Origin of the sequence: Roseomonas sp. E05, from assembly GCF_030063475.1 — a bacterium.
Taxonomy (GTDB): domain Bacteria; phylum Pseudomonadota; class Alphaproteobacteria; order Acetobacterales; family Acetobacteraceae; genus Pseudoroseomonas.
The window spans coordinates 1-17,924 of sequence record NZ_JASIRT010000040.1; the positions used below are offsets into that span (position 1 = coordinate 1).

General features: G+C 71.3%; 17 protein-coding genes. 11 read left to right on the forward strand and 6 right to left on the reverse strand.

The window, feature by feature from the left end; translation table 11 throughout:
* Positions 1-293: 293 nt before the first annotated feature.
* The 4 genes from QMO56_RS23730 to QMO56_RS23745 all read right to left on the reverse strand — a co-directional run bounded on the left by QMO56_RS23730 (position 294) and on the right by QMO56_RS23745 (position 3,467).
* Positions 294-1,454, reverse strand: a complete 1,161-nt coding sequence (locus QMO56_RS23730; RefSeq protein WP_283529740.1) for a c-type cytochrome — start codon at positions 1,452-1,454, stop codon at positions 294-296.
* Between the two features lie 51 nt (positions 1,455-1,505).
* On the reverse strand, positions 1,506-2,300 hold the full coding sequence (locus QMO56_RS23735) for a sulfite exporter TauE/SafE family protein (protein ID WP_283529742.1): 795 nt from the start codon (positions 2,298-2,300) through the stop codon (positions 1,506-1,508).
* A gap of 127 nt (positions 2,301-2,427) precedes the next feature.
* Entirely contained in the window at positions 2,428-2,802 is a 375-nt protein-coding gene (locus QMO56_RS23740; RefSeq protein WP_283529743.1) for a helix-turn-helix transcriptional regulator, read from the reverse strand.
* Positions 2,799-3,467 carry a peroxiredoxin gene (locus QMO56_RS23745; RefSeq protein WP_283529744.1) on the reverse strand — a complete coding sequence of 223 codons (669 nt, stop codon included), beginning with the start codon at positions 3,465-3,467 and terminating at the stop codon, positions 2,799-2,801. The genes QMO56_RS23740 and QMO56_RS23745 overlap by 4 nt, the downstream gene beginning before the upstream one ends.
* A gap of 242 nt (positions 3,468-3,709) precedes the next feature.
* On the opposite strand from QMO56_RS23745, the gene QMO56_RS23750 reads away from it, so the two are divergent.
* From QMO56_RS23750 to QMO56_RS23765, 4 genes are read left to right on the forward strand one after another with little or no spacing between them, the layout of a single operon-like run.
* The gene (locus tag QMO56_RS23750; RefSeq protein WP_283529745.1) at positions 3,710-5,014 is read left to right on the forward strand and encodes an FAD/NAD(P)-binding oxidoreductase; all 1,305 of its coding nucleotides are present in this window, start codon (positions 3,710-3,712) and stop codon (positions 5,012-5,014) included.
* A complete protein-coding gene (locus QMO56_RS23755) occupies positions 5,011-5,937 on the forward strand; it encodes an MBL fold metallo-hydrolase (RefSeq protein ID WP_283529746.1) in 927 nt (308 codons plus the stop codon). The genes QMO56_RS23750 and QMO56_RS23755 overlap by 4 nt, the downstream gene beginning before the upstream one ends.
* A gap of 31 nt (positions 5,938-5,968) precedes the next feature.
* A complete protein-coding gene (locus QMO56_RS23760; protein WP_283529747.1) occupies positions 5,969-7,414 on the forward strand; it encodes a bifunctional UDP-sugar hydrolase/5'-nucleotidase in 1,446 nt (481 codons plus the stop codon).
* Positions 7,415-7,447: 33 nt separating this feature from the next.
* The gene (locus QMO56_RS23765; RefSeq protein WP_283529748.1) at positions 7,448-8,233 is read left to right on the forward strand and encodes a transcriptional initiation protein Tat; all 786 of its coding nucleotides are present in this window, start codon (positions 7,448-7,450) and stop codon (positions 8,231-8,233) included.
* 17 nt (positions 8,234-8,250) lie between these two features.
* On the opposite strand, the gene QMO56_RS23770 is transcribed toward QMO56_RS23765, so the two are convergent.
* The gene (locus QMO56_RS23770) at positions 8,251-9,030 is read right to left on the reverse strand and encodes a TlpA disulfide reductase family protein (RefSeq protein ID WP_283529749.1); all 780 of its coding nucleotides are present in this window, start codon (positions 9,028-9,030) and stop codon (positions 8,251-8,253) included.
* Between the two features lie 255 nt (positions 9,031-9,285).
* On the opposite strand from QMO56_RS23770, the gene QMO56_RS23775 reads away from it, so the two are divergent.
* The 6 genes from QMO56_RS23775 (at position 9,286) to QMO56_RS23800 (ending at position 16,497) form a co-directional block, all read left to right on the forward strand.
* A complete protein-coding gene (locus QMO56_RS23775; RefSeq protein ID WP_283529750.1) occupies positions 9,286-9,951 on the forward strand; it encodes a response regulator in 666 nt (221 codons plus the stop codon).
* Positions 9,948-11,348, forward strand: a complete 1,401-nt coding sequence (locus QMO56_RS23780) for an ATP-binding protein (RefSeq protein WP_283529751.1) — start codon at positions 9,948-9,950, stop codon at positions 11,346-11,348. The genes QMO56_RS23775 and QMO56_RS23780 overlap by 4 nt, the downstream gene beginning before the upstream one ends.
* Positions 11,349-11,464: 116 nt before the next feature.
* A complete protein-coding gene (locus tag QMO56_RS23785; protein ID WP_283529752.1) occupies positions 11,465-13,555 on the forward strand; it encodes a protein-disulfide reductase DsbD in 2,091 nt (696 codons plus the stop codon).
* Between the two features lie 34 nt (positions 13,556-13,589).
* Positions 13,590-14,261, forward strand: a complete 672-nt coding sequence (locus QMO56_RS23790) for a DsbA family protein (RefSeq protein WP_283529753.1) — start codon at positions 13,590-13,592, stop codon at positions 14,259-14,261.
* A gap of 242 nt (positions 14,262-14,503) precedes the next feature.
* Complete coding sequence (locus tag QMO56_RS23795) at positions 14,504-14,911, forward strand: hypothetical protein (RefSeq protein ID WP_283529754.1); 408 nt, start codon at positions 14,504-14,506, stop codon at positions 14,909-14,911.
* A 353-nt stretch (positions 14,912-15,264) separates the two neighbouring features.
* Positions 15,265-16,497, forward strand: a complete 1,233-nt coding sequence (locus QMO56_RS23800) for an acyltransferase family protein (RefSeq protein ID WP_283529755.1) — start codon at positions 15,265-15,267, stop codon at positions 16,495-16,497.
* Positions 16,498-17,048: 551 nt separating this feature from the next.
* Here the strand turns inward: QMO56_RS23800 and QMO56_RS23805 are convergent.
* The gene (locus QMO56_RS23805; protein ID WP_283529756.1) at positions 17,049-17,498 is read right to left on the reverse strand and encodes a protein tyrosine phosphatase family protein; all 450 of its coding nucleotides are present in this window, start codon (positions 17,496-17,498) and stop codon (positions 17,049-17,051) included.
* A 61-nt stretch (positions 17,499-17,559) separates the two neighbouring features.
* Here QMO56_RS23805 and QMO56_RS23810 point away from each other — a divergent pair, with 61 nt between their 5' ends.
* Complete coding sequence (locus QMO56_RS23810; RefSeq protein WP_283529757.1) at positions 17,560-17,919, forward strand: metalloregulator ArsR/SmtB family transcription factor; 360 nt, start codon at positions 17,560-17,562, stop codon at positions 17,917-17,919.
* Positions 17,920-17,924: the final 5 nt, after the last annotated feature.

Sequence of the window (17,924 nt, forward strand, 5' to 3'; positions counted from 1 at the left end):
ACGCCAGGCGCCTCCACTCGGCGCTTGGCTACCGGTCACCCGAAGAGTTCGAACACCAACTGGTCCGGCAGGTGGCTTAGTTCTGACCCATCGTGGTCCAGCCTCAGGGGTTCACTCCATTCCCGGGTCAGGTCTCAGCGAAAATCAACAGTGCGACGCGGCAGAGGAGGCGTGGCGCCGCAGTTCCCGCTGTCAGGACGCAAGCATGCAAAGGGGCCGGGGTGCAGACGGCGGTGACATCATTCCCGCGGGAGGTGTTCGCATCCACACCTGTGCGTAGCCACCGGATGCCGTCAGGGTCCTGCCGCCCGCACCTGGTCCGCGTTGGCCTTTAGCCAATCCTGGATCGGCTTCCACGGCCCGAGCTTGTGCTGCTCGGGCGAGAACGGCCCGACGAAGGGCGCGTATCCCGCGTCGACCGGCTTCTTCGAACGGTCCGGGTAGTCGGCCTCCAGATTTGCGCGATGCGGCCGCGGCTGCGCGTTCACGAAGGCCATGACGTCGTAGGCGTCCTCGGCCGAGATCTGCGGCTGCTCCCAGGTGGTGCCGAGGGGCATGTTGGCGTGCACGAAGCGCGCCGCCGTCATGGTGCGCCCCATGCCGGCGCCGTCGTTGTAGCTGTCCGGTCCCCAGAGCGGCGGGAACTGGTAGCGCCTGCCCTGTTCCGCGGCGTCGGCCGCTTCAAGCCGCTGGCCCTGCCCGTCGGCGCCATGGCAGACCGCACAGGTCTCGGCGAAGACTTTCCGGCCGCGCTCCGGGTCGGCGGCGCGGTCCAGCAGCGGCAGGGCAGGCGCGCCGCGCCCCTGCAAGGACTTACCGACCTGCTGCGGTCCGCTGATGTAGCGGATGTAGGTGATGATCGCCTTCATCTCCGGCCCGTCCGCCGGCAGCGCATGGCCGTTCATGCTGCGCTCCATGCAGCCGTTGACGCGCTCCTCCAGGGTGCGGACCTCGTTCTCGCGGCCGATATACTGCGGGAAGACGCCCCAGACCCCGGCCAGCGGCAGGCCGTACTGCTGCGTGCCCGCCTGCAGGTGGCAGGACTGGCAGGTGAGCCCGTTCCCGGCGAAGCGCATCGCGGGGTCCGGCGCATCCGGCCCGATGAGGGACGAGGTCTTCGCGATCAGATCGCGGCCGCGGCGCACCGTCTGGGCGAAGATGTCGTCGGCGGGCAACGTGTCCGGATCGGGGACCGCCCAGGCGGACGCCGCGGGCGGGGTGACCGGCGCGAGGGGCCGGGCTGCCGTCTGGGCGCGCGGCTGGGCCTGGGTGCGCGGCGCAGCCGGGGTTGCCGCCGGGGAGGGCGCCGGGGAGGGTGCCGGGGAGGGCGCCCCCTGGCGCAGGGCGCTCGGCACCTCGATGTGCCGCCCGGGCGTCGGCGGGCGAACGGCAAGCACGGCCGCGCCAGCGACGATGGCGCCGACGGAGATCGTGATGAGGGAAGGCGTGCGCATCGGGTGTTTCCTCGGCTTCTGAGTCCGTGCGGGCGGATGCCCGATTGCGCCTCAGGGGGCGAACCCGAAGGCGGAGGCGTTGCGGTAGAGCATGTAGGCGGCGACGACGAAGACCAGTGCGGCGAAGATCCGGTTCAACGCGGCCTTGCGGGAGCCGAGACGGCAGGCCAGCTGCATGCCGAGATAGCCGCCCGCGAGGCCCCCGGCGATGTACTCCGCCGCGACGACCCAATCGACCAGCCCGGAGAAGGCGTAGCTGACCGCCGTGGTCAGGCCGAAGGCGCCAACCGCGAGCAGGGAGGAGCCGACGGCGGAGAGCATCGGCATGCCCGTCGAGAACAGCAGCCCCGGCACGATCAGGAAGCCGCCGCCGATGCCGAAGAAGCCGGAGAGCAGGCCGACGCCGAGCGCGCTGGCCACGACAAGCGCCGCCCGGCGCCCCGCGCCCTGGCCTTCCTGCGCGCCGGATGAGGCAGGCCTCCCGTGCCCCCGGCGGAGCATCAGCACGCCGACGGCGACCATCAGCACGGCAAACAGAAAAAGCAGGCGCTGGCCATCGAAGCTCTTGCCGAACCAGGCGCCGACCGCGGCCCCCGCCACGCCGACGGCGGCGAACAGGACGGCGTCGCGCCAGCGGACATTGCCGGCGCGCGCGTGGCCCGCGAAATTGATGAAGGCGTTGGCCGACACCGCGAGCGCGCCGGTGCCGATGGCCATGTGGGGCTGCAACCCGACGACATAGAGCAGCAGCGGCGTCGCCATGATGGAGCCGCCGCCGCCGATCAGGCCGAGGGTGAAGCCCACCAGGCTGCCGGAGAGCACGGCCAGGACGGATTGCAGCAGCATGGTCAGGCTCCAGTGGCCGCCCGAGGCGCGGCTGGCTCTATGAGGATGCGCGGCCGCTTCCCCGCACCCGCCGCGGCGCCAGGCGAGGGCGCGGCCAGCGGCCCAGGGAAGCGGGTGGGCCGGGCGCTCATCGCGCCACCCGGACCACGGCGAAGCTGGCCGCCGCCACGGGGTGACGGGGCGGCCGCGGCGCCGGGGGCACAGGCGCCGGGGCGGCGCCGCCCAGACCGTGCAGGAGGCTCGCCAGCAGGTGCCGCGGCCGCCCCGGCGCGACCTGGTAGAACACCGCGCGGGATTCCCGGCGCGCGACAAGCAGCCCGGCATCCCGCAATTCGCCAAGATGCTGCGAGAGGTTGGGCTGCTTGAGCTCCAGCTCCTCCTCGAGCTGCCCGACCGAGCGCTCCCCGCCGAGCAGGTGGAGGGCGATGCGCAGACGGGCCGGGTTGGCGAGCACCCGCAGCAGGGCGGCGGCCTCGGCGATGCCGGTGGTGTCGGGGATCATCGGCCGCGCCCCCTCGCCTTCTTCGGCAGCGGCCCTGTCCGGAAGTACCAGTCGCCCCCCTGCTCCTGGGGGCCGAAGGCTGCCTCGGGGGTCAGCTCGGTCGGCAGGATGACGTCGTCGCCCGGCTGCCAGCCCTCGGGCGTCGAGACGTCATGCGCGTCCGTGGTCTGCAGCGCCGCCACCAGGCGCAGAAGCTCCGCCACGTTCCGCCCCGTGGTCATCGGATACCAGCTGATGGCGCGGATGGTGCCGGCGGGGTCGATCACGAAGGCGGCGCGCACCATCGCGGCGTCGGGCGCCTGCGGGGCGATCATGCCGTAGGCACGGGCGATCGCCATCGAGGGGTCCTCGACGATCGGGAACGGCACCTTGACGCCGAACTGCGCGTGGATGCTGCGGATCCAGGCGAAATGGGAGAACAGGCTGTCGACGGACAGGGCCAGCAGCGCGCAGCCCAGCGCCTCGAAGCGGTCGGCGGCGCGGGAGAAGGCGATGAATTCGCTGGTGCAGACCGGCGTGAAGTCGGCCGGATGGGAGAACAGCAGCAGCCAGCCGCCGCGATAATCGGCCAGGCTGCGATCGCCCATGGTGGTGCGCGCATGGAAGTCCGGCGCAGGGTCGTGGAGCAGCGGCGGTCCGGCATGCTGTGGAATTGACTCGCTCATGTCCTGTCCTTGGCCTGGAGGAAGGCGGGAGCGACCGGCAGCCCGCCGCACCCCAGACACAACCTTTCCCCGCGCACCTCAAGCCCGGCGGCCCCGCCCCCGGCGGCAGCGTGCCGGGGCGTCGCACCGTCAGGGGCGCCACCAGATAATAAGTCAGTTAAGCTATATAACAAGTATTGAACTCCTAACTATTGCCTCCAGGTAAGCGCCCGGCATTGCCCGCAACGGACCAGGAGGACGGCATGGACACCATCCAGGGGCTGGAAGCCCGCTCCGGCGCGAATGGAAGCCCGTCAGGCGCGACGGAGAGAGCCGCTGCCGTGCTGATCGTCGGCGGCGGCGCTGCCGGGATCACCGTGGCCGCCGCGTTGCGCCGCCACCGCCCCCAGCTGCCGGTGACGCTCGTCGAGCCCTCCGGCACCCATGCCTATCAGCCGGGCTGGACCCTGGTGGGCGCGGGCGTGTTCAGCCTGGCCCAGACGCTCCGGCGCGAGGAAACGCTGATCCCGAAGGGCATCACCTGGATCAGGGCGGCCGTGGCCGCCTTCCATCCGGACGAGAACCAGGTGGAGTTCGCGGACGGACGCCGCCTCGCCTACCGCCATCTGGTCGTCTGCCCTGGCCTGCAGCTCGACTGGGACAAGGTCGAGGGGCTGCGCGCGACGCTCGGCAGCCACGGCGTGTGCAGCAACTATTCCGCCGCCTCGGCCGAATACACCTGGAAGTGCCTCCAGGAGTTCCGCGGCGGGACTGCCCTGTTCACGCAGCCGCCCATGCCCATCAAGTGCGCGGGCGCGCCGCAGAAGATCATGTACCTCGCCGCCGACCGCTGGCGCCGCCACGGCCTCCCGCGCCCGGCCGAGATCGAGTTCTGCCTGGCGGGGGATGCCCTATTCGGCGTGCCGTTCTTCGTGCCGCCCCTGCAGCGGGCGGTCGACGACTACGGCATCGGGCTTCGCTACCGCCACACGCTCAAGGCGGTGCACGGCCCCAGCCGGACGGCCCATTTCACGCTGACCGACGCCGAAGGGAGGACGCGCGAGGTCGAGAAGCGCTTCGACCTGATGCACGTGACCCCGCCGCAGAGCGCGCCGGACTTCGTCAAGGCAAGCCCGCTGGCGAACGGCGCCGGCTGGGTCGAGGTGGACCCGGCGACGCTGCGGCACGCGCGCTACGCGAACGTGTTCTCCCTCGGCGACGCAGCCGGAACCTCCAATGCCAAGACGGCGGCCGCGGTGCGCCTGCAGGCGCCTGTCGTCGTGCGGAACCTGCTCGCGGCGATCGACGGCAGGCCGCCCGAGGCGTCCTACGACGGCTACGGCTCCTGCCCTCTCATCACCGGCTATGGCAAGGTGGTGCTGGCCGAGTTCACCTACGGCGGCGAGGTCACGCCGAGCTTCCCGCTCGACCCGCGCAAGCCGCGCCGCAGCGCCTGGCTGCTGAAGACGAAGCTCCTGCCCTTCCTGTACTGGAACATGATGCTGCGCGGCAGCGAGTTCGGCGTGAAGCACCGAGCGCGGCGCTTCGCGGAGGCACACCCGGCATGAGGGACGCGCCCGCAAGCCCAGCCACCGGCCAGGCGGCCGCGGCTCCCGGCAGGCCGGAGGTGACCGCCTTCTTCGACAGCCGCACCTTCAGCCTGCAATATGTCGTGGCCGACCCGCGGACCGGCGCCTGCGCCGTCGTGGACCCCGTGCTGGACTTCGACGAGAAGTCCGGCGCCACCGCGACGCGCTCGGCGGACGCCATCCTCGCCTTCATCCAGGAGCGCGGCCTCAGCCTGGAGTGGATCCTCGACACCCACCCGCACGCCGACCACTTCTCGGCGGCGGGCTACCTCAAGGACGTGACGGGGGTGCCGACGGCGATCGGCGAGCACGTCGTCAAGGTCCAGCGGCTCTGGAAGGCGCTCTACAACCTCCCCGACAGCTTCCAGGCCGACGGCTCCCAGTGGGACCGCCTGTTCGCGGACGGCGACCGGTTCCGGATCGGCGCGCTGGACGCCGCGGTGATGTTCTCGCCGGGGCACACCATGGCCTCGGTCACCTACCTCGTCGGCGACGCCGCCTTCGTCCACGACACCCTCTTCATGCCGGACAGCGGCAGCGCGCGGGCCGACTTCCCCGGCGGCGACGCCCACACCCTGTGGCGCAGCATCCAACGCATCCTTTCGCTCCCCGAGGCAACGCGGCTCTTCACCGGGCACGACTACCAGCCGGGCGGGCGCCCAGTCGCATGGGAGAGCACCGTCGCCCGGCAGAAGGCGGAGAACGCCCATGCCCGCGGCCAGGACGAGGCGGCCTTCGTGAAGCTCCGCACGGAGCGGGACCGGACACTGCCGATGCCCAGGCTGATCCTCCAGTCGCTCCAGGTGAACATCGCGGGCGGCAGACTCCCGGGACCCGAGGACAACGGGCGCCGCTACCTCAAGATCCCGCTGGACGCCCTGGGCGATGCGCCCTGGGACTGACCGCGACATCAACGACGACACAGAGAAAGCCATGGCCTCCGGAAGCGTCACCCTCCTCCAGCTCAACGACGTCCACGGCTATCTGGAACCGCATCCCGAGCTGGTCTGGCAGGGCGACGCGGCCACCTTCCCGCGCCTCGGCGGCTATGCCCGCATCGCCACGCTCCTGCGCCGCCTCCGCGAGGAGCGCCCAGGGGCGGTCGTCGCGCTGGACAACGGCGACACTTTCCACGGAACCTATCCCGTGGTCCTGAGCAAGGGGCAGGCCCTCGTCCCCATCCTGAACGCCCTCGGGCTGGACGGCATGACCGCGCACTGGGACTTCGCCTACGGGCCACAACGGCTCAAGGCCCTGGCTGGGCAACTCTCCTATCCGCTCCTCGCCATCAACTGCTTCGACGAGGCGACGGGGGAGTTGGCGTTCCAGCCGACGCGGATGGTCGAGCGCGGCGGGCTGCGGGTCGGCATCGTCGGCATCGCGGCGACCATCGTCGACAAGACCATGCCGCCGCACTTCAGCACGGGCGTCCGGCTGACGCTGGGCCAGGACGAGCTGCCCGGCCACATCGCCCGCCTGCGCCAGCAGGAAGGGGCGGACCTCGTCGTTGTCCTGTCCCATCTCGGCTTCCCGCAGGACATGAAGCTGGCGGCCGCCGTGCCCGGCATCGATGCGCTGCTGAGCGGGCACACCCACAATCGCATGGAGCGCCCGGCCTGGGTGAACGGCACACCCGTCATCCAGTCCGGCTGCCACGGCGCCTTCGCCGGGCGGCTCGACCTCCAGGTCGTGGACGGGAAGGTCACCGAGGTGGAGCACCGGCTCGTCGCCCTCGACGACACGCTTCCCGAGGACCCCGCGGTGAAGGCGCTGGTGGACGCGGCCCTGGCCCCGCACCGCGCCTTGCTGGACGAGGTGGTTGGCCACACCGAGGAGGCCCTGCACCGCGCCACGATGTTCCGCACGCCAATGGACGACCTGCTGCTGGACGCCATTGCCGAGGCAGCGGGAACGGACCTCGCCTTCTCGAACGGCTGGCGCTACGGCGCCGCCGTGCCGCCCGGCCCCATCACGGTCGGCGACCTCTGGAACATCATCCCGCCCAACCCACCGGTTTCCGTGGTCGAACTCACCGGTGCGGAACTCCTCGCGATCCTGGAAGAGAACCTCGAGCGCACCTTCGCCGCCGATCCCTACGCGCAGATGGGCGGCTACGTGAAGCGCTGCCGCGGCCTGCTGCTCCACGCGAAGCTGGAGAACCCGGCCGGGCAGCGGGTGGAGCGGCTCTTCGTGGGCGGTGAGCCGGTCGATCCCGGGCGGACCTACACCGCCGCCTTCGTCACCGCACAGGGCGTCCCGGGGAAGTACGGCCGCGGGCGGCGGAACCTCGGCATCCACGCCGTCGAGGCACTGCGCCGCCACCTCGGCGCCCGCGCCTCCATCGCGCCGGGCGGCAGGCAAAGCGTCATTCCGGTCTGACGGCGCCCGGCGCACGGCATCAGGAGAAACACGATGAACAGCACACAGACCCGCCGCCACGTCCTGGCCGGGATCGGGTTCGCCGCCGCCGCGGCGGCTGCCCCGTCCTTCGGCGCGCGAGCCGAGGCGCCGTCCGCGCGCTGGCTCCCGGACGGGGCCGGGGCGCTGCGGGAATTGACGGAGCGCCTCGCCTCACTTCCGCGGCGACGCGACTTCCGCTCAGTGCCCATGATCCTCGACGATCCCTCGCAATGGGACCACGAGGCGCTGCAGGCGGTGATCGCCTACCGAGGCGGACCGAAGCAGGCCTGGGACAACACCGATCTCGGCGGCGCCTGGCTGAACCTGATGCGCAACGCGCTGAACGCGCAGGTCTGGTCCTTCCGGCACCCGGACTTCCTCGCCGTCTCGGTCACCCACGGCAGCGCGGACCTCGCCCTGCTGGACCAGGCGATGTGGGACAAGTACCAGCTCGCCAAGCTGGCGGGCGGCGGGTTCCAGTCGAACACGCTCATCGCCGAGCCGCAGGGGCCCGCGCCGGACCTCCGCGACCACCAGAACCCGCAGGGCGCATATTCGAGCCGCTTCACCTCGATCCCCGCACTGCAGCGCCGGGGCGTGGTGTTCATGGCCTGCCACAACGCGCTCTGGGAAACCGCCTCCAAGCTGGCCACCATGGGGACGAACCCCGACACGGCCGACGTGCCGGCCTTGGCCGCGGAACTCACCAATCACCTGGTGCCAGGAGTCATCCTGACGCCGGGTGCCGTCGGCACGCTGCCGGAACTGCAGCAGGCGGGGTTCCACTACGCCAAGTAGGAGCTGGGACGGCCGCTTCAGGGCTCCTGCAGGATCGAGGCGGTGTAGCCGGCGAGGAGTTCCCGCGAGACCTCGCCCAGGTGCAGGTGACGCATGCGGCCGTCGCCGCCGAAGAACAGCGTGACCGGGATGCCGCGCACCTCGAAGTGACGGGAGACCTCGGAGGTGGAGTCCAGCACCACGTGCCGCAGGTCCAGCTTGGCGCTCGCGAGATATTCGCTGATCCTGTCGCGGGCCTCCCCCTGGTTGACGAAGAGGAAGTCCACGCCCGGCGTCGCGCGCGCGGTCTCCGCCAGCAGCGGCATCTCGCGGCGGCAGGGCGGGCACCAGGTGGCCCAGAGGTTCAGGACGCGTGGCCTCCCGTTGGTGGCGGAGAGCACGATGGGAGGCCCGCCGAGTTGCTCCAGGGTGAGCGCTGGCAGGGGGCGCGCATCCCCGGCGCTGGCATTGGCGAGTTGCAGCGTCACCGTCCAGACAAGAAGCCCGATGGCGGCCGGCAGCACCGCCCAGCCCCTGTCGCTGACGCCCGGCAGCCGCCGCAGGGTGAGCGCGACGACGACAGGGATGGCCCAGAGGAAGGAGAACCCGCCCTGCCAGGCGGCGAAGGCGCGCAAGGGTTCCTGCGCGAAGCTGCCGAGATGCTCGATGACATGCCCGAGCCGCGCGGCGGCAACCCCGCCCAATGCGGAGGCGCCGGCCCAGGCGGCGATATGCTCGCCTTTGCGCCTCGCGATGACCGAGGCCACCAGCAGGAAGGCGCCGATCCCTAGGAGGGCGGCAAACCGGTCTGCCGCCATGACGAGGGGCCCAAGGGAAACGATCCCCATCCCTCAGCTCCCCTGCATCCGGTGCCGGATGGCTGCGGCTTTCCCATCCGCGCGCAGGAATGCCCTGGCGCAAGCGTCACGCAGAAACTGCCGCAAGCCTTGATCCTCCGATGCCATCCGCGCGCCACGTCCGCCATGGCCCGCCGCCCGGCAAGTGGGGGGCCGACCTTAAGGTGGCCTTAAGCCAAGCCCCCCATCCACCCCCCAACGAGAGAGGACCCGACCGTGCGCATCCTGCTGGTCGAAGACGACGAGCTGTTGCTGGACGGCATCAAGGCCGGATTGTCGCTGCATGGCCTTGAGGCCGAGGCGGTCGGCACCTGCGAGGATGCGCGCGCCGCGCTGCGCGCCAGCCGCTTCGAGGCCGTGGTCCTTGACCTGATGCTGCCGGACGGCTCGGGCCTTTCGGTCCTGCGCGAGATGCGCGGGCGCGGCGACACCACCCCCGTGCTCCTGCTGACCGCGCGGGACGCCGTGGACGACCGGATCGCCGGGCTCGACACCGGCGCGGACGACTATCTCGGTAAGCCTTTCGATCTCGACGAAGTCGCCGCGCGGCTGCGCGCCATCACTCGCCGTGCCCAGGGGCGTTCCACCCCCCTGCTCACCTGGCGCGATCTCACGCTCGACCCAGCCCGCCGCTCGCTGGAGCGGGAGGGCCGGCCCGTCGCTCTCTCCCGCCGGGAGTTCGCCATCCTGGAGGCGCTGATGGAACGTCCCGGCGTTATCCTGTCCAAGGACCGGCTGCAGGAACGGCTCTATGGCTGGCAGGAGGAGGTGGAGAGCAATGCTCTGGAGGTGCACGTCCACAACCTCCGCGCCAAGGTTGGGCGGGACGTCGTCCAGACCGTGCGCGGCCTCGGCTACCGGCTTGGGGGCGAAGTCCTGTGAGCTCGATCAGGGCTCGGCTCTTCCTGCTCCTCACCGCGGCGACCGGCCTGGTCTGGCTGTTGGCGGCGGCCTGGATCTTCATCAGCACGCAACGGGAACTCGGGCGCACGCTCGACGCCCGCCTGGTCGAGGCGGGTCGCATGGTCGCCTCCCTTGTGGCGGGGCAGCAGATCGATCCCGGCACCGCGGCGCAGGTCTCGCCGCCGCCGCAGAGCGGCTACGCGCGGCAGCTCTCCTGCCAGATCTGGTCGCTCGACGGCCGCCTGCTCGGGCGCTCCTCGGGCGCCCCGGACGCGGAGCTCACGACCTCCGGTAGCGGCCTTTCCGAGACCGTCATCGACGGCGAACGCTGGCGGGTCTTCGCGGTCGAGGATCCGGCGCAGCGCGTGCGGATCCTGGTGGGCGACAACCTCAAGGTCCGCGACCGCCTGGTCCGCGACGTGATCCTCGGCCTGCTGCTTCCCGCCGCGCTGGTTCTCCCGGTGCTCGCCGGTCTGATCTGGCTCGGCGTTGGCCGTGGCTTGGCGCCCCTGCGCCGCCTCGCGGACGCCCTGGGCAGCCGCGACGCCGAGGACTTCGGCCCCGTCCGGGTCGCCGCGGACGCTCCCGAGATCCGTCCCGTGCTGCACGCGCTGGACGGGCTCTTCGGGCGGGTGACGGAGGCGCGGGAGCGGGAGCGGCAGTTCATCGCCTTCGCCGCCCACGAACTGCGGACGCCACTCGCAGGGCTGCGGACGCAGGCGCAGGTCGCCCTGGCCGCGCGGGACGAGGCCATGCGGACGCAGGCCCTCCGGCAGATCCTGGTGGCGGTGGACCGGACCTCCCGACTGGTGCGGCAACTGCTCGACCTCTCACGGCTCGAAGCCGAGAGCACGACCCCGCCGGCCGAATGGGTGGATCTCGGCGCGCTTCTGGCCGCGCTCGGCCAGGAGCTGGCGTCCCCGTGCAAGGTTCGCGACGTCACGCTGGCGATGGAGCCGGACCTGGGCGGCGTGCAGGTGCTGGCGAACGAGGCGCTGCTCTTCACCGCGCTGCGCAATCTCGCGGAGAACGCCGTGCAGCACAGCCCCTCCGGGGGGCGCGTGACCTGGTCGCTGCGCGTGGAAGGAGCGGAGGCCGCGCTCGCGATCGAGGACGAGGGACCGGGCATCCCCGCCGACGAGCTTGAGATGGTGCGGCGGCGCTTCTTCCGGGGACGGCAGCGCAACGGGACGGGCACCGGCCTGGGCCTCTCCATCGCGGAGCTCGCGCTGCGGCGCTGCGGGGCGGCGTTGCGGCTGCGCAACCGCCCGGGAGGCGGGTTGCGGGCGGAGGTCGTGATCGAGGCGGCGCGCCTGCAACTGTCCGCAGTGGCACCGGAGCCGGAGAAATCCATCAAAGGTTGGCAGGAATCATGAAGCTTCTATCTGGCGCCGGTAGGCCGCCCGCCACGCGACCCGCCCCGGGGCGCCGCGAAGGCCGCGTTTGGCCCTCATGGGCCGTTGCGCTGGCGCTGTCCGCCCTGCTGGGCTGCGTGTCCTCCCTCGTGCCGCAAGCCGCCACAGCCGCCGAGCCGGTGGTTTCGCCGGGCGCCACGGTCCGACTGCTTGAGGGCGGGGCGGACACGTCCGGCACGGCGCGGTTTGGCCTGGAGATCGACCTTGAGCCGGGCTGGAAGACCTATTGGCGCTCGCCCGGCGAGGGCGGCTTCCCTCCCGAGATCGACTTCACTGGATCGACAAACCTGACCGACGCAACGGTGCTGTGGCCCGCGCCCCACCGACAGACCTTCCTTGGTTTCGAGACGATCGGCTACGGCGGCAAGCTCGTCCTGCCCATCGACGCCCGCCTTGCTGACCCGGCCGCCCCCGCCCGCCTGGACCTGAAGGGCGCACTCTACGTCTGCAGCGACATCTGCACCCGCGTGGACATCGCCTTCGACGCCGTCGTCCGGGCAGGCGTGGCGGGTGAGCCAAGCGCCGCAGAGCGCATCGCGGCGTTCCGCAGCAAGGTGCCGGATGACGGCGCCGCCAGTGGGATGGCCATCGCGGGAGCGGGTTTCGTGCAGACCCCTGCCGGACCGGCGCTCCAGGCCGTGGCGACAGCGCGGGACGCCTTCAGGGCGCCGGACCTCCTCGTGGAAACCGACCCGCCGCTGGCCTTCGGCGCGCCCCAGGCGCGCTTCGCGGATGACCGGCGCCGCGTCGAGCTCACCCTGCTCCTGGCGCAGCCGCTTCCGGCCGGAGCGACACTGGCCGGGACGTCCGCCCGCCTGACGCTCCTCGACGGCGAGCGGGCCATGGAAGCGAGGGAACCCATCTCCGACGGGCCGATGGTCGGAGGCGATGCGGGAGGCTGGCAGCCGGAGGGGGGGCCTGGCCTCGTGGCTCTGGCCGGCATGCTGGCCACCGCGCTGCTCGGCGGCCTGATCCTGAACCTCATGCCCTGCGTGCTGCCGGTCCTGTCGCTCAAGCTGATCTCCGTCGCGCGGCACGGCGGGACGGCGCCGCGCGAGGTCCGCCTCGGCTTCCTCGCCTCAGCGGCGGGAATCCTCGCCTCCTTCCTCGTCCTCGCCACGGCCATGGCGGGCCTGAAGGCGGCGGGCGCCGCCGTCGGCTGGGGCATCCAGTTCCAGCAGCCGCTGTTCCTTGTCCTATTGGTGCTGCTCCTCACACTGTTCGCGCTGAACCTGCTCGGGGCCTTCGAGATCCCTCTGCCCCGCCGTCTGGCGGACCTGATCGGCGGGCGGGGCTTTGGCGCAGGCGGATCGCTCGCCGGTCACTTCGCGACCGGCGCCTTCGCTACGCTCCTGGCGACGCCCTGCTCGGCTCCCTTCCTCGGCACCGCCGTGGGCTTCGCTCTGGCCCGGGGACCGGTGGAGATCTACGCGGTCTTCGCCGCCCTCGGCCTGGGGCTCGCCCTGCCCTACCTGCTGGTCGCCGCCCTTCCCCGCCTGGCCGCGCGGCTGCCGAAGCCCGGCCGATGGATGCTGGCCCTGCGCAGGCTCCTCTCCGTTCCGCTGGCGCTCACGGCGGCCTGGCTGCTTTCGGTCCTCGCCGCGCAGGTCGGGTCTGCCGCGGCTTTCCTTGTCGTGGCGCTGATGGTGGCACTGGCCCTGACCCTCTGGGGCGCGGGCGGCGGCCAGGCGCGGAGCGGCCGCCTCGCCGCCCTGACGGTGGCCGCCCTCGCCGCGGCCGCCTTCCTGACCCCGCTCGCAGCCAGCCGCGGCCCTGCCGCCGCCGACGCGGCGCCGCGGGCCGCCGCGGGGTTAGACTGGGTCCGCTTCGACACGGGCGAGATCGGCCGCCGGGTCGGGGCGGGCGAGGTGGTGTTCGTGGACGTCACCGCGGACTGGTGCATCACCTGCAAGGTCAACGAGCGCGTCGTCCTCGCCGACGCGGCGGTGGGCCGCCGCCTCGCGGCCGGGGATGTCACCCCCATGCTCGCCGACTGGACCCGGCCGGACCCCGCGATCACCGCCTACCTCCAGGGCTTCGGCCGCTACGGCATCCCGTTCACCGCCGTGTACGGGCCAGCGGCGCCGGACGGCATCGTCCTGCCGGAGCTGCTGACGAAGGAGCGCGTCCTCGAGGCACTGGATGCCGCCGCTGGCCGCCCGTCCTGATTCCATCACCACCGACAACAGGAGGACGCACCGCATGAAGCGTCGCACCATCGTCTCCACCGCCCTGGGCGGCACCGCGCTCCTCGGCGCATCGGCCGCCTGGCTTTTCAGCCGCCCCGGGGCGCCCGCCGCCGAGGCGGCCACGCCCCCGCCGCAGGGCGGGGAGATGGGCCTGGGGGACCTGGTCCGCGGCCCGGGCGCCGTCGTGCTCGGCAATCCGGCGGGGGACGTCACCATCATCGAGTTCTTCGACTACCGCTGCCCCTACTGCCGCCGGATGCATCCCATGCTCAAGCGCCTCCTTGCGGAGGATCACGGCATCCGCTTCGTCGCGAAGGAATGGCCGGTCTTCGGCGGGCCGTCGGTGACCGCCGCGAAGATCGCCTTAGCGGCGGATTGGCAGGGCAACTACGCGGCGGTGCACCAGGCGCTGATGGAGCATGAGGGCACGCTCGACGAGGCGAAGGTGCGGGCGCTGGCGGAACAGGCGGGCGCGGACATGGCGCGGATGGATGCCGACCTGTCCGGGCGCGGCGCCGAGCTGGACGCCATGCTCGGGCAGGTGGCGGCGCAGGCGCATGCCCTGGGCCTGCGGGGGACGCCCTCCTTCATCATCGGCACCTACCTGGTGCCGGGCGCGCTGGCCTACGACGACCTCGTGCAGGTCGTCGGCGAGGCACGGACGAAGGCGCCGTCGCGGGGGTAAGAGGGGGGTGGCCCCGGGATGCCGGGGCCCGTGGGCGCGGCCGCAGGCCGCCCCTCCTCCCAGGCTGTCATGGCGAGGCCTCCCGTGGTGGCCTTCTTGGGGATTCCTTTGATGCGATCCGTAGCTTACGAGCGCGGCGAAGGACCGCCCTCCCTGAGATCCTGGCGCGGAATGCCGTGCCCGATGTACGGAGCCAAGCAGCGCTGTACGGCCAAGATGGTTGTGAAGCAGGCGTGCCGAACTTGTCGCGTAAAACCGCCAACTCCTATAGACCAGCCATGGGCATGACCCTTCTCCGGCGCCTGCTGCTCGTGCTGACCGCCCTGGCCTTCGTGCTGGGAGTGGCGCTGCCGGGCGTTGCGCTGGCGGTACCTGAAAAGGTCGCGGCGGGTGGCCTGACATCGGCCGGAAGCGCTGCTCAGCCTCACGATCCCTGTTGCGGCGAGGCTCCCTCCGGTCCGGCCGGGAGCAAGATGATGTCCTGCGGCGGCGCGGCCTACGCGGGCGCCATGGCTGACGTCGCCTTCCCGCCGCTCCCCGACCGCCGGTCCTTTGCCGTGCTTGAGTATCCGACACAGGCCTATCCGGGCTTGGCGGGCCTGATTCTTCCGCCAGATCCGTTCCCACCCCGGCTGAACATCCTCGTCTAACCGCACCCGACTGAGCGGGCGCGGCAGGATTTCCATGCCCGCAGGCGCCGTCCTTGGCCTGCCACGCGGGCACGACGAGGACGGATCATGCCTACAATTCCCTCCCCTGCGCTGCGCCGCCGGGACCCCCTCACCGCGGGCGGCACGTTCGCCGTCGTGACGCCCCTTCGGCGCACGAAGGCCGCGGCACCTACTGATACCCTCCAACCGAAGCCCACGCCGGGCTGCGCGGCTGCCCTTGGCGGCGGTGCTTCCGGGACGGTGGTCGGGACTGATGCGGCGACGGCTCCCGCCCTCGCGTTCCGCGCCGCGGTGCGGAACAGCCTGGACCAGGACGTGAGGAGGCATGTCCGATGAAGGGATGGGCTGCCGAGCCGGAGCGACCTTCCGGCACCGTCGCGGTCGCGTCCCAAGAACCGGGTAGCCGGAGATGGGACGACCTGGACCAGCTTCGGGCCATCCTGATGCTGGCGGGCATCCCGTACCATGTGGGTCTCGTCTACGCGTCCCACGCCACCTGGATCGTTGATTCGCCGGACGAATCGCAGGCCATGACCTGGCTCGTCCAGTTCAGCCACACTTTCCGGATGCCCGCCTTCTTCCTGCTCGCGGGCCTCTTCGCCATGCTGCTCGTCCGCCGCCGTGGCCCGGGGCCATGGCTCGCGGGCCGCATGAAGCGGATCGGCATTCCGCTGGCCACGTCCCTGGTGCTGGTCAGCCCCCTCATGGTCATGGCGAGCGCCGTCTCCCAGGGAGGCTTCGGGAACGCCGTTCCCGCTCTCCTGGCAGAACTCCGAAACCCCTCGGCCAACTGGACCGTCCACCTCTGGTTCCTGATCTACCTGCTGCCTTACTGCGGCCTGTTCGCGGGCCTCTACGCGCTCACCGGTCCCGCGCGGGTCGAGCGGGCCACGGCCGCCATCCACAGTGTCCTGGCCCGGCGCCCGCTGCTGGCCTGGGCGGCGCTCATCGGCATGGGCCTGGCAACCGTCGCGGCCGCGGCCGCCGCGAAGCTCGTGGATGCCGCCTACCTGATGGGCGGCATCGTCGTCCCGGCCCAGTTTGTCGCCTGTGGGCTGATGTTCCTCGCGGGCGCCCTGATCGCATCGCGTCCGGCCTGGCTGGAGAGCTTCAGGCAGCCGAACTGGAGCGTCTGGGCTCTGGCCTTCGCCTCGGCAGCCACCATGGCGGCATTCCAGGACGATGACGGTGACCTCGGCCGGGCGGCCACCTACTTCCTCATGCCGATTGTCGGCGTCCTGTTCTCGCACGTGCTGCTCTCCGCTGCCCGCCGATGGCTCGACCGCCGGACGCGCTTCTCACGCGCCATGGTGGACGTCGCCATGACCATGTACCTCGTCCACGTCGCCTTCGTACTCTGGCTATCGGTGGCCTTCCTGGCGGTGCCATGGCCTGCCGAGGTCGAGATCGTGCTGATCATCCTGCTCTCGGCGGGAGGCTCCTACGGCTTTTGCCGTGTGGTCGCCGCCAGCCCGCTCCTGACCTACCTGTTCAATGGCACCACGCCCGGCAGCGGCAATGACCAGCCAATCGTCGGTGCGGGTGCTTCTCCTCTCCTCCGCTGAGCCGGGAGGCCGATGCGGGCACCAGCACGGGCAGGGCCCGGCATGCAGAGTGTGCCGGACCCTGCCTTGCGGATCAGGCTGCCAGGCGCTCGCTCTTCCAGCCCGCCTCGCGGAGGGCACGGTCCAGAGTGTCAGCGTCGGGGGTCTTGCCCTCCACGGCGACCTCACGTAGGTCACCTGCTGGCGCTGAATCACCCTGGCCGATCAACAGGACCGAGCCCAGGTCGGTCGGTGCGCCGCTACCATCAAGGACGCATCCGGCGAGAGGGTCGACCTTGCCTGTGGCGACCAGGGCTGCACGGGCGAGGAACCGGCCGAGGCCTGCGGCATGGCCCTGCATGCCGTCCGTACGCCGGAGGCCAGGCGCAGTTTCGTCGTCCTGCCCCGTAGGCGGGGAGTGGAGCGTGGCTTCGCCTGGGCCACCCACTTCCGGCGCCTCGCCCGCGCCTACGAACGGCTGCCCCTGACCGTCGCAGGCCTGCACTTCGTCGCCTTCGTCACCCTCATGCTCGCAAGGCCATCGCTACCTTCGACCTGGTCCACAACACGCTCTAGGCGCGGCGGTCCAGCTGGCGCTGCACGAAGCCCTCCAGTTCGGGGCTCTGCCAGTCGAAGCCGAGCGCCCGCGCCTTGGCGAGAGCCTCCTCCCCCGACAGCCCTTGCTCGCGGGCGGCATGCAGGATCGCGAAGGCACCGGAGCGCTTCCCGGAGGCGCAGTGAACGAGTACCGGCCCCGGCAACTCGGTCAGCTTCTGCTGGAAGGCGTCCACCTGCTCGGGCTGCGGACCCGTGGGAGCGACCGGGATGTGGGCGTAGTCCAGGCCCGCCGCGCGGGCGACCTCCCCTTCAGCCTCGGGCGGCAGGGGCTGGTTCTGCTCTCCGGCGGTCCGCAGGTTGACCACCGCCCTGAACCCCTCCTGCGAGAGGCGCTCCAACTCCCCCCGGGTCGGCTGTCCGGTGTCCACCGTCAGGCCGTCGCTGATCCTGATTCGCTGCGCCATGAGCGCCTTCCTTCTGTCGTTGAGCCTTGAAGACATATTCGTGCTCTATATATAAATGAACATGAATATATCGGAGATGCGCAGCCGGGCGGCGGAAGCGGAACGCTTCCTGAAGTCCATCGGCAACGGCCACCGGCTGCTGATCCTCTGCTCCCTGGTCGAGGGCGAGAAATCGGTCGGGGAACTCGAACGGGCTCTGGAGATGCGGCAGCCCCACCTGTCGCAGCACCTGACCCGGCTGCGCGAGGACGGCCTAGTGAAGACCCGCCGTGTCTCGCGAACAGTGTTCTACAGCCTGGGCAGCAAGCCCGCGGAGCGGACGATCGGCCTCCTCTACGAGTTGTTTTGCGCCAAGGACGAGACATCCGTTCCGGAGACGGGGGAACCCGCTCCGACAGAGGCCACAGCGCCGGAGGCCTGACAGCC

Coding starts and splice junctions, on each gene's coding strand:
- QMO56_RS23800 (WP_283529755.1), top strand. CDS start 15,265: ATGAAGGGATGGGCTGCCGAGCCGGAGCGACCTTCCGGCACCGTCGCG.
- QMO56_RS23735 (WP_283529742.1), bottom strand. CDS start 2,300: ATGCTGCTGCAATCCGTCCTGGCCGTGCTCTCCGGCAGCCTGGTGGGC.
- QMO56_RS23750 (WP_283529745.1), top strand. CDS start 3,710: ATGGACACCATCCAGGGGCTGGAAGCCCGCTCCGGCGCGAATGGAAGC.
- QMO56_RS23730 (WP_283529740.1), bottom strand. CDS start 1,454: ATGCGCACGCCTTCCCTCATCACGATCTCCGTCGGCGCCATCGTCGCT.
- QMO56_RS23790 (WP_283529753.1), top strand. CDS start 13,590: ATGAAGCGTCGCACCATCGTCTCCACCGCCCTGGGCGGCACCGCGCTC.
- QMO56_RS23740 (WP_283529743.1), bottom strand. CDS start 2,802: ATGATCCCCGACACCACCGGCATCGCCGAGGCCGCCGCCCTGCTGCGG.
- QMO56_RS23765 (WP_283529748.1), top strand. CDS start 7,448: ATGAACAGCACACAGACCCGCCGCCACGTCCTGGCCGGGATCGGGTTC.
- QMO56_RS23755 (WP_283529746.1), top strand. CDS start 5,011: ATGAGGGACGCGCCCGCAAGCCCAGCCACCGGCCAGGCGGCCGCGGCT.
- QMO56_RS23810 (WP_283529757.1), top strand. CDS start 17,560: ATGAATATATCGGAGATGCGCAGCCGGGCGGCGGAAGCGGAACGCTTC.
- QMO56_RS23805 (WP_283529756.1), bottom strand. CDS start 17,498: ATGGCGCAGCGAATCAGGATCAGCGACGGCCTGACGGTGGACACCGGA.
- QMO56_RS23770 (WP_283529749.1), bottom strand. CDS start 9,030: ATGGCGGCAGACCGGTTTGCCGCCCTCCTAGGGATCGGCGCCTTCCTG.
- QMO56_RS23745 (WP_283529744.1), bottom strand. CDS start 3,467: ATGAGCGAGTCAATTCCACAGCATGCCGGACCGCCGCTGCTCCACGAC.
- QMO56_RS23760 (WP_283529747.1), top strand. CDS start 5,969: ATGGCCTCCGGAAGCGTCACCCTCCTCCAGCTCAACGACGTCCACGGC.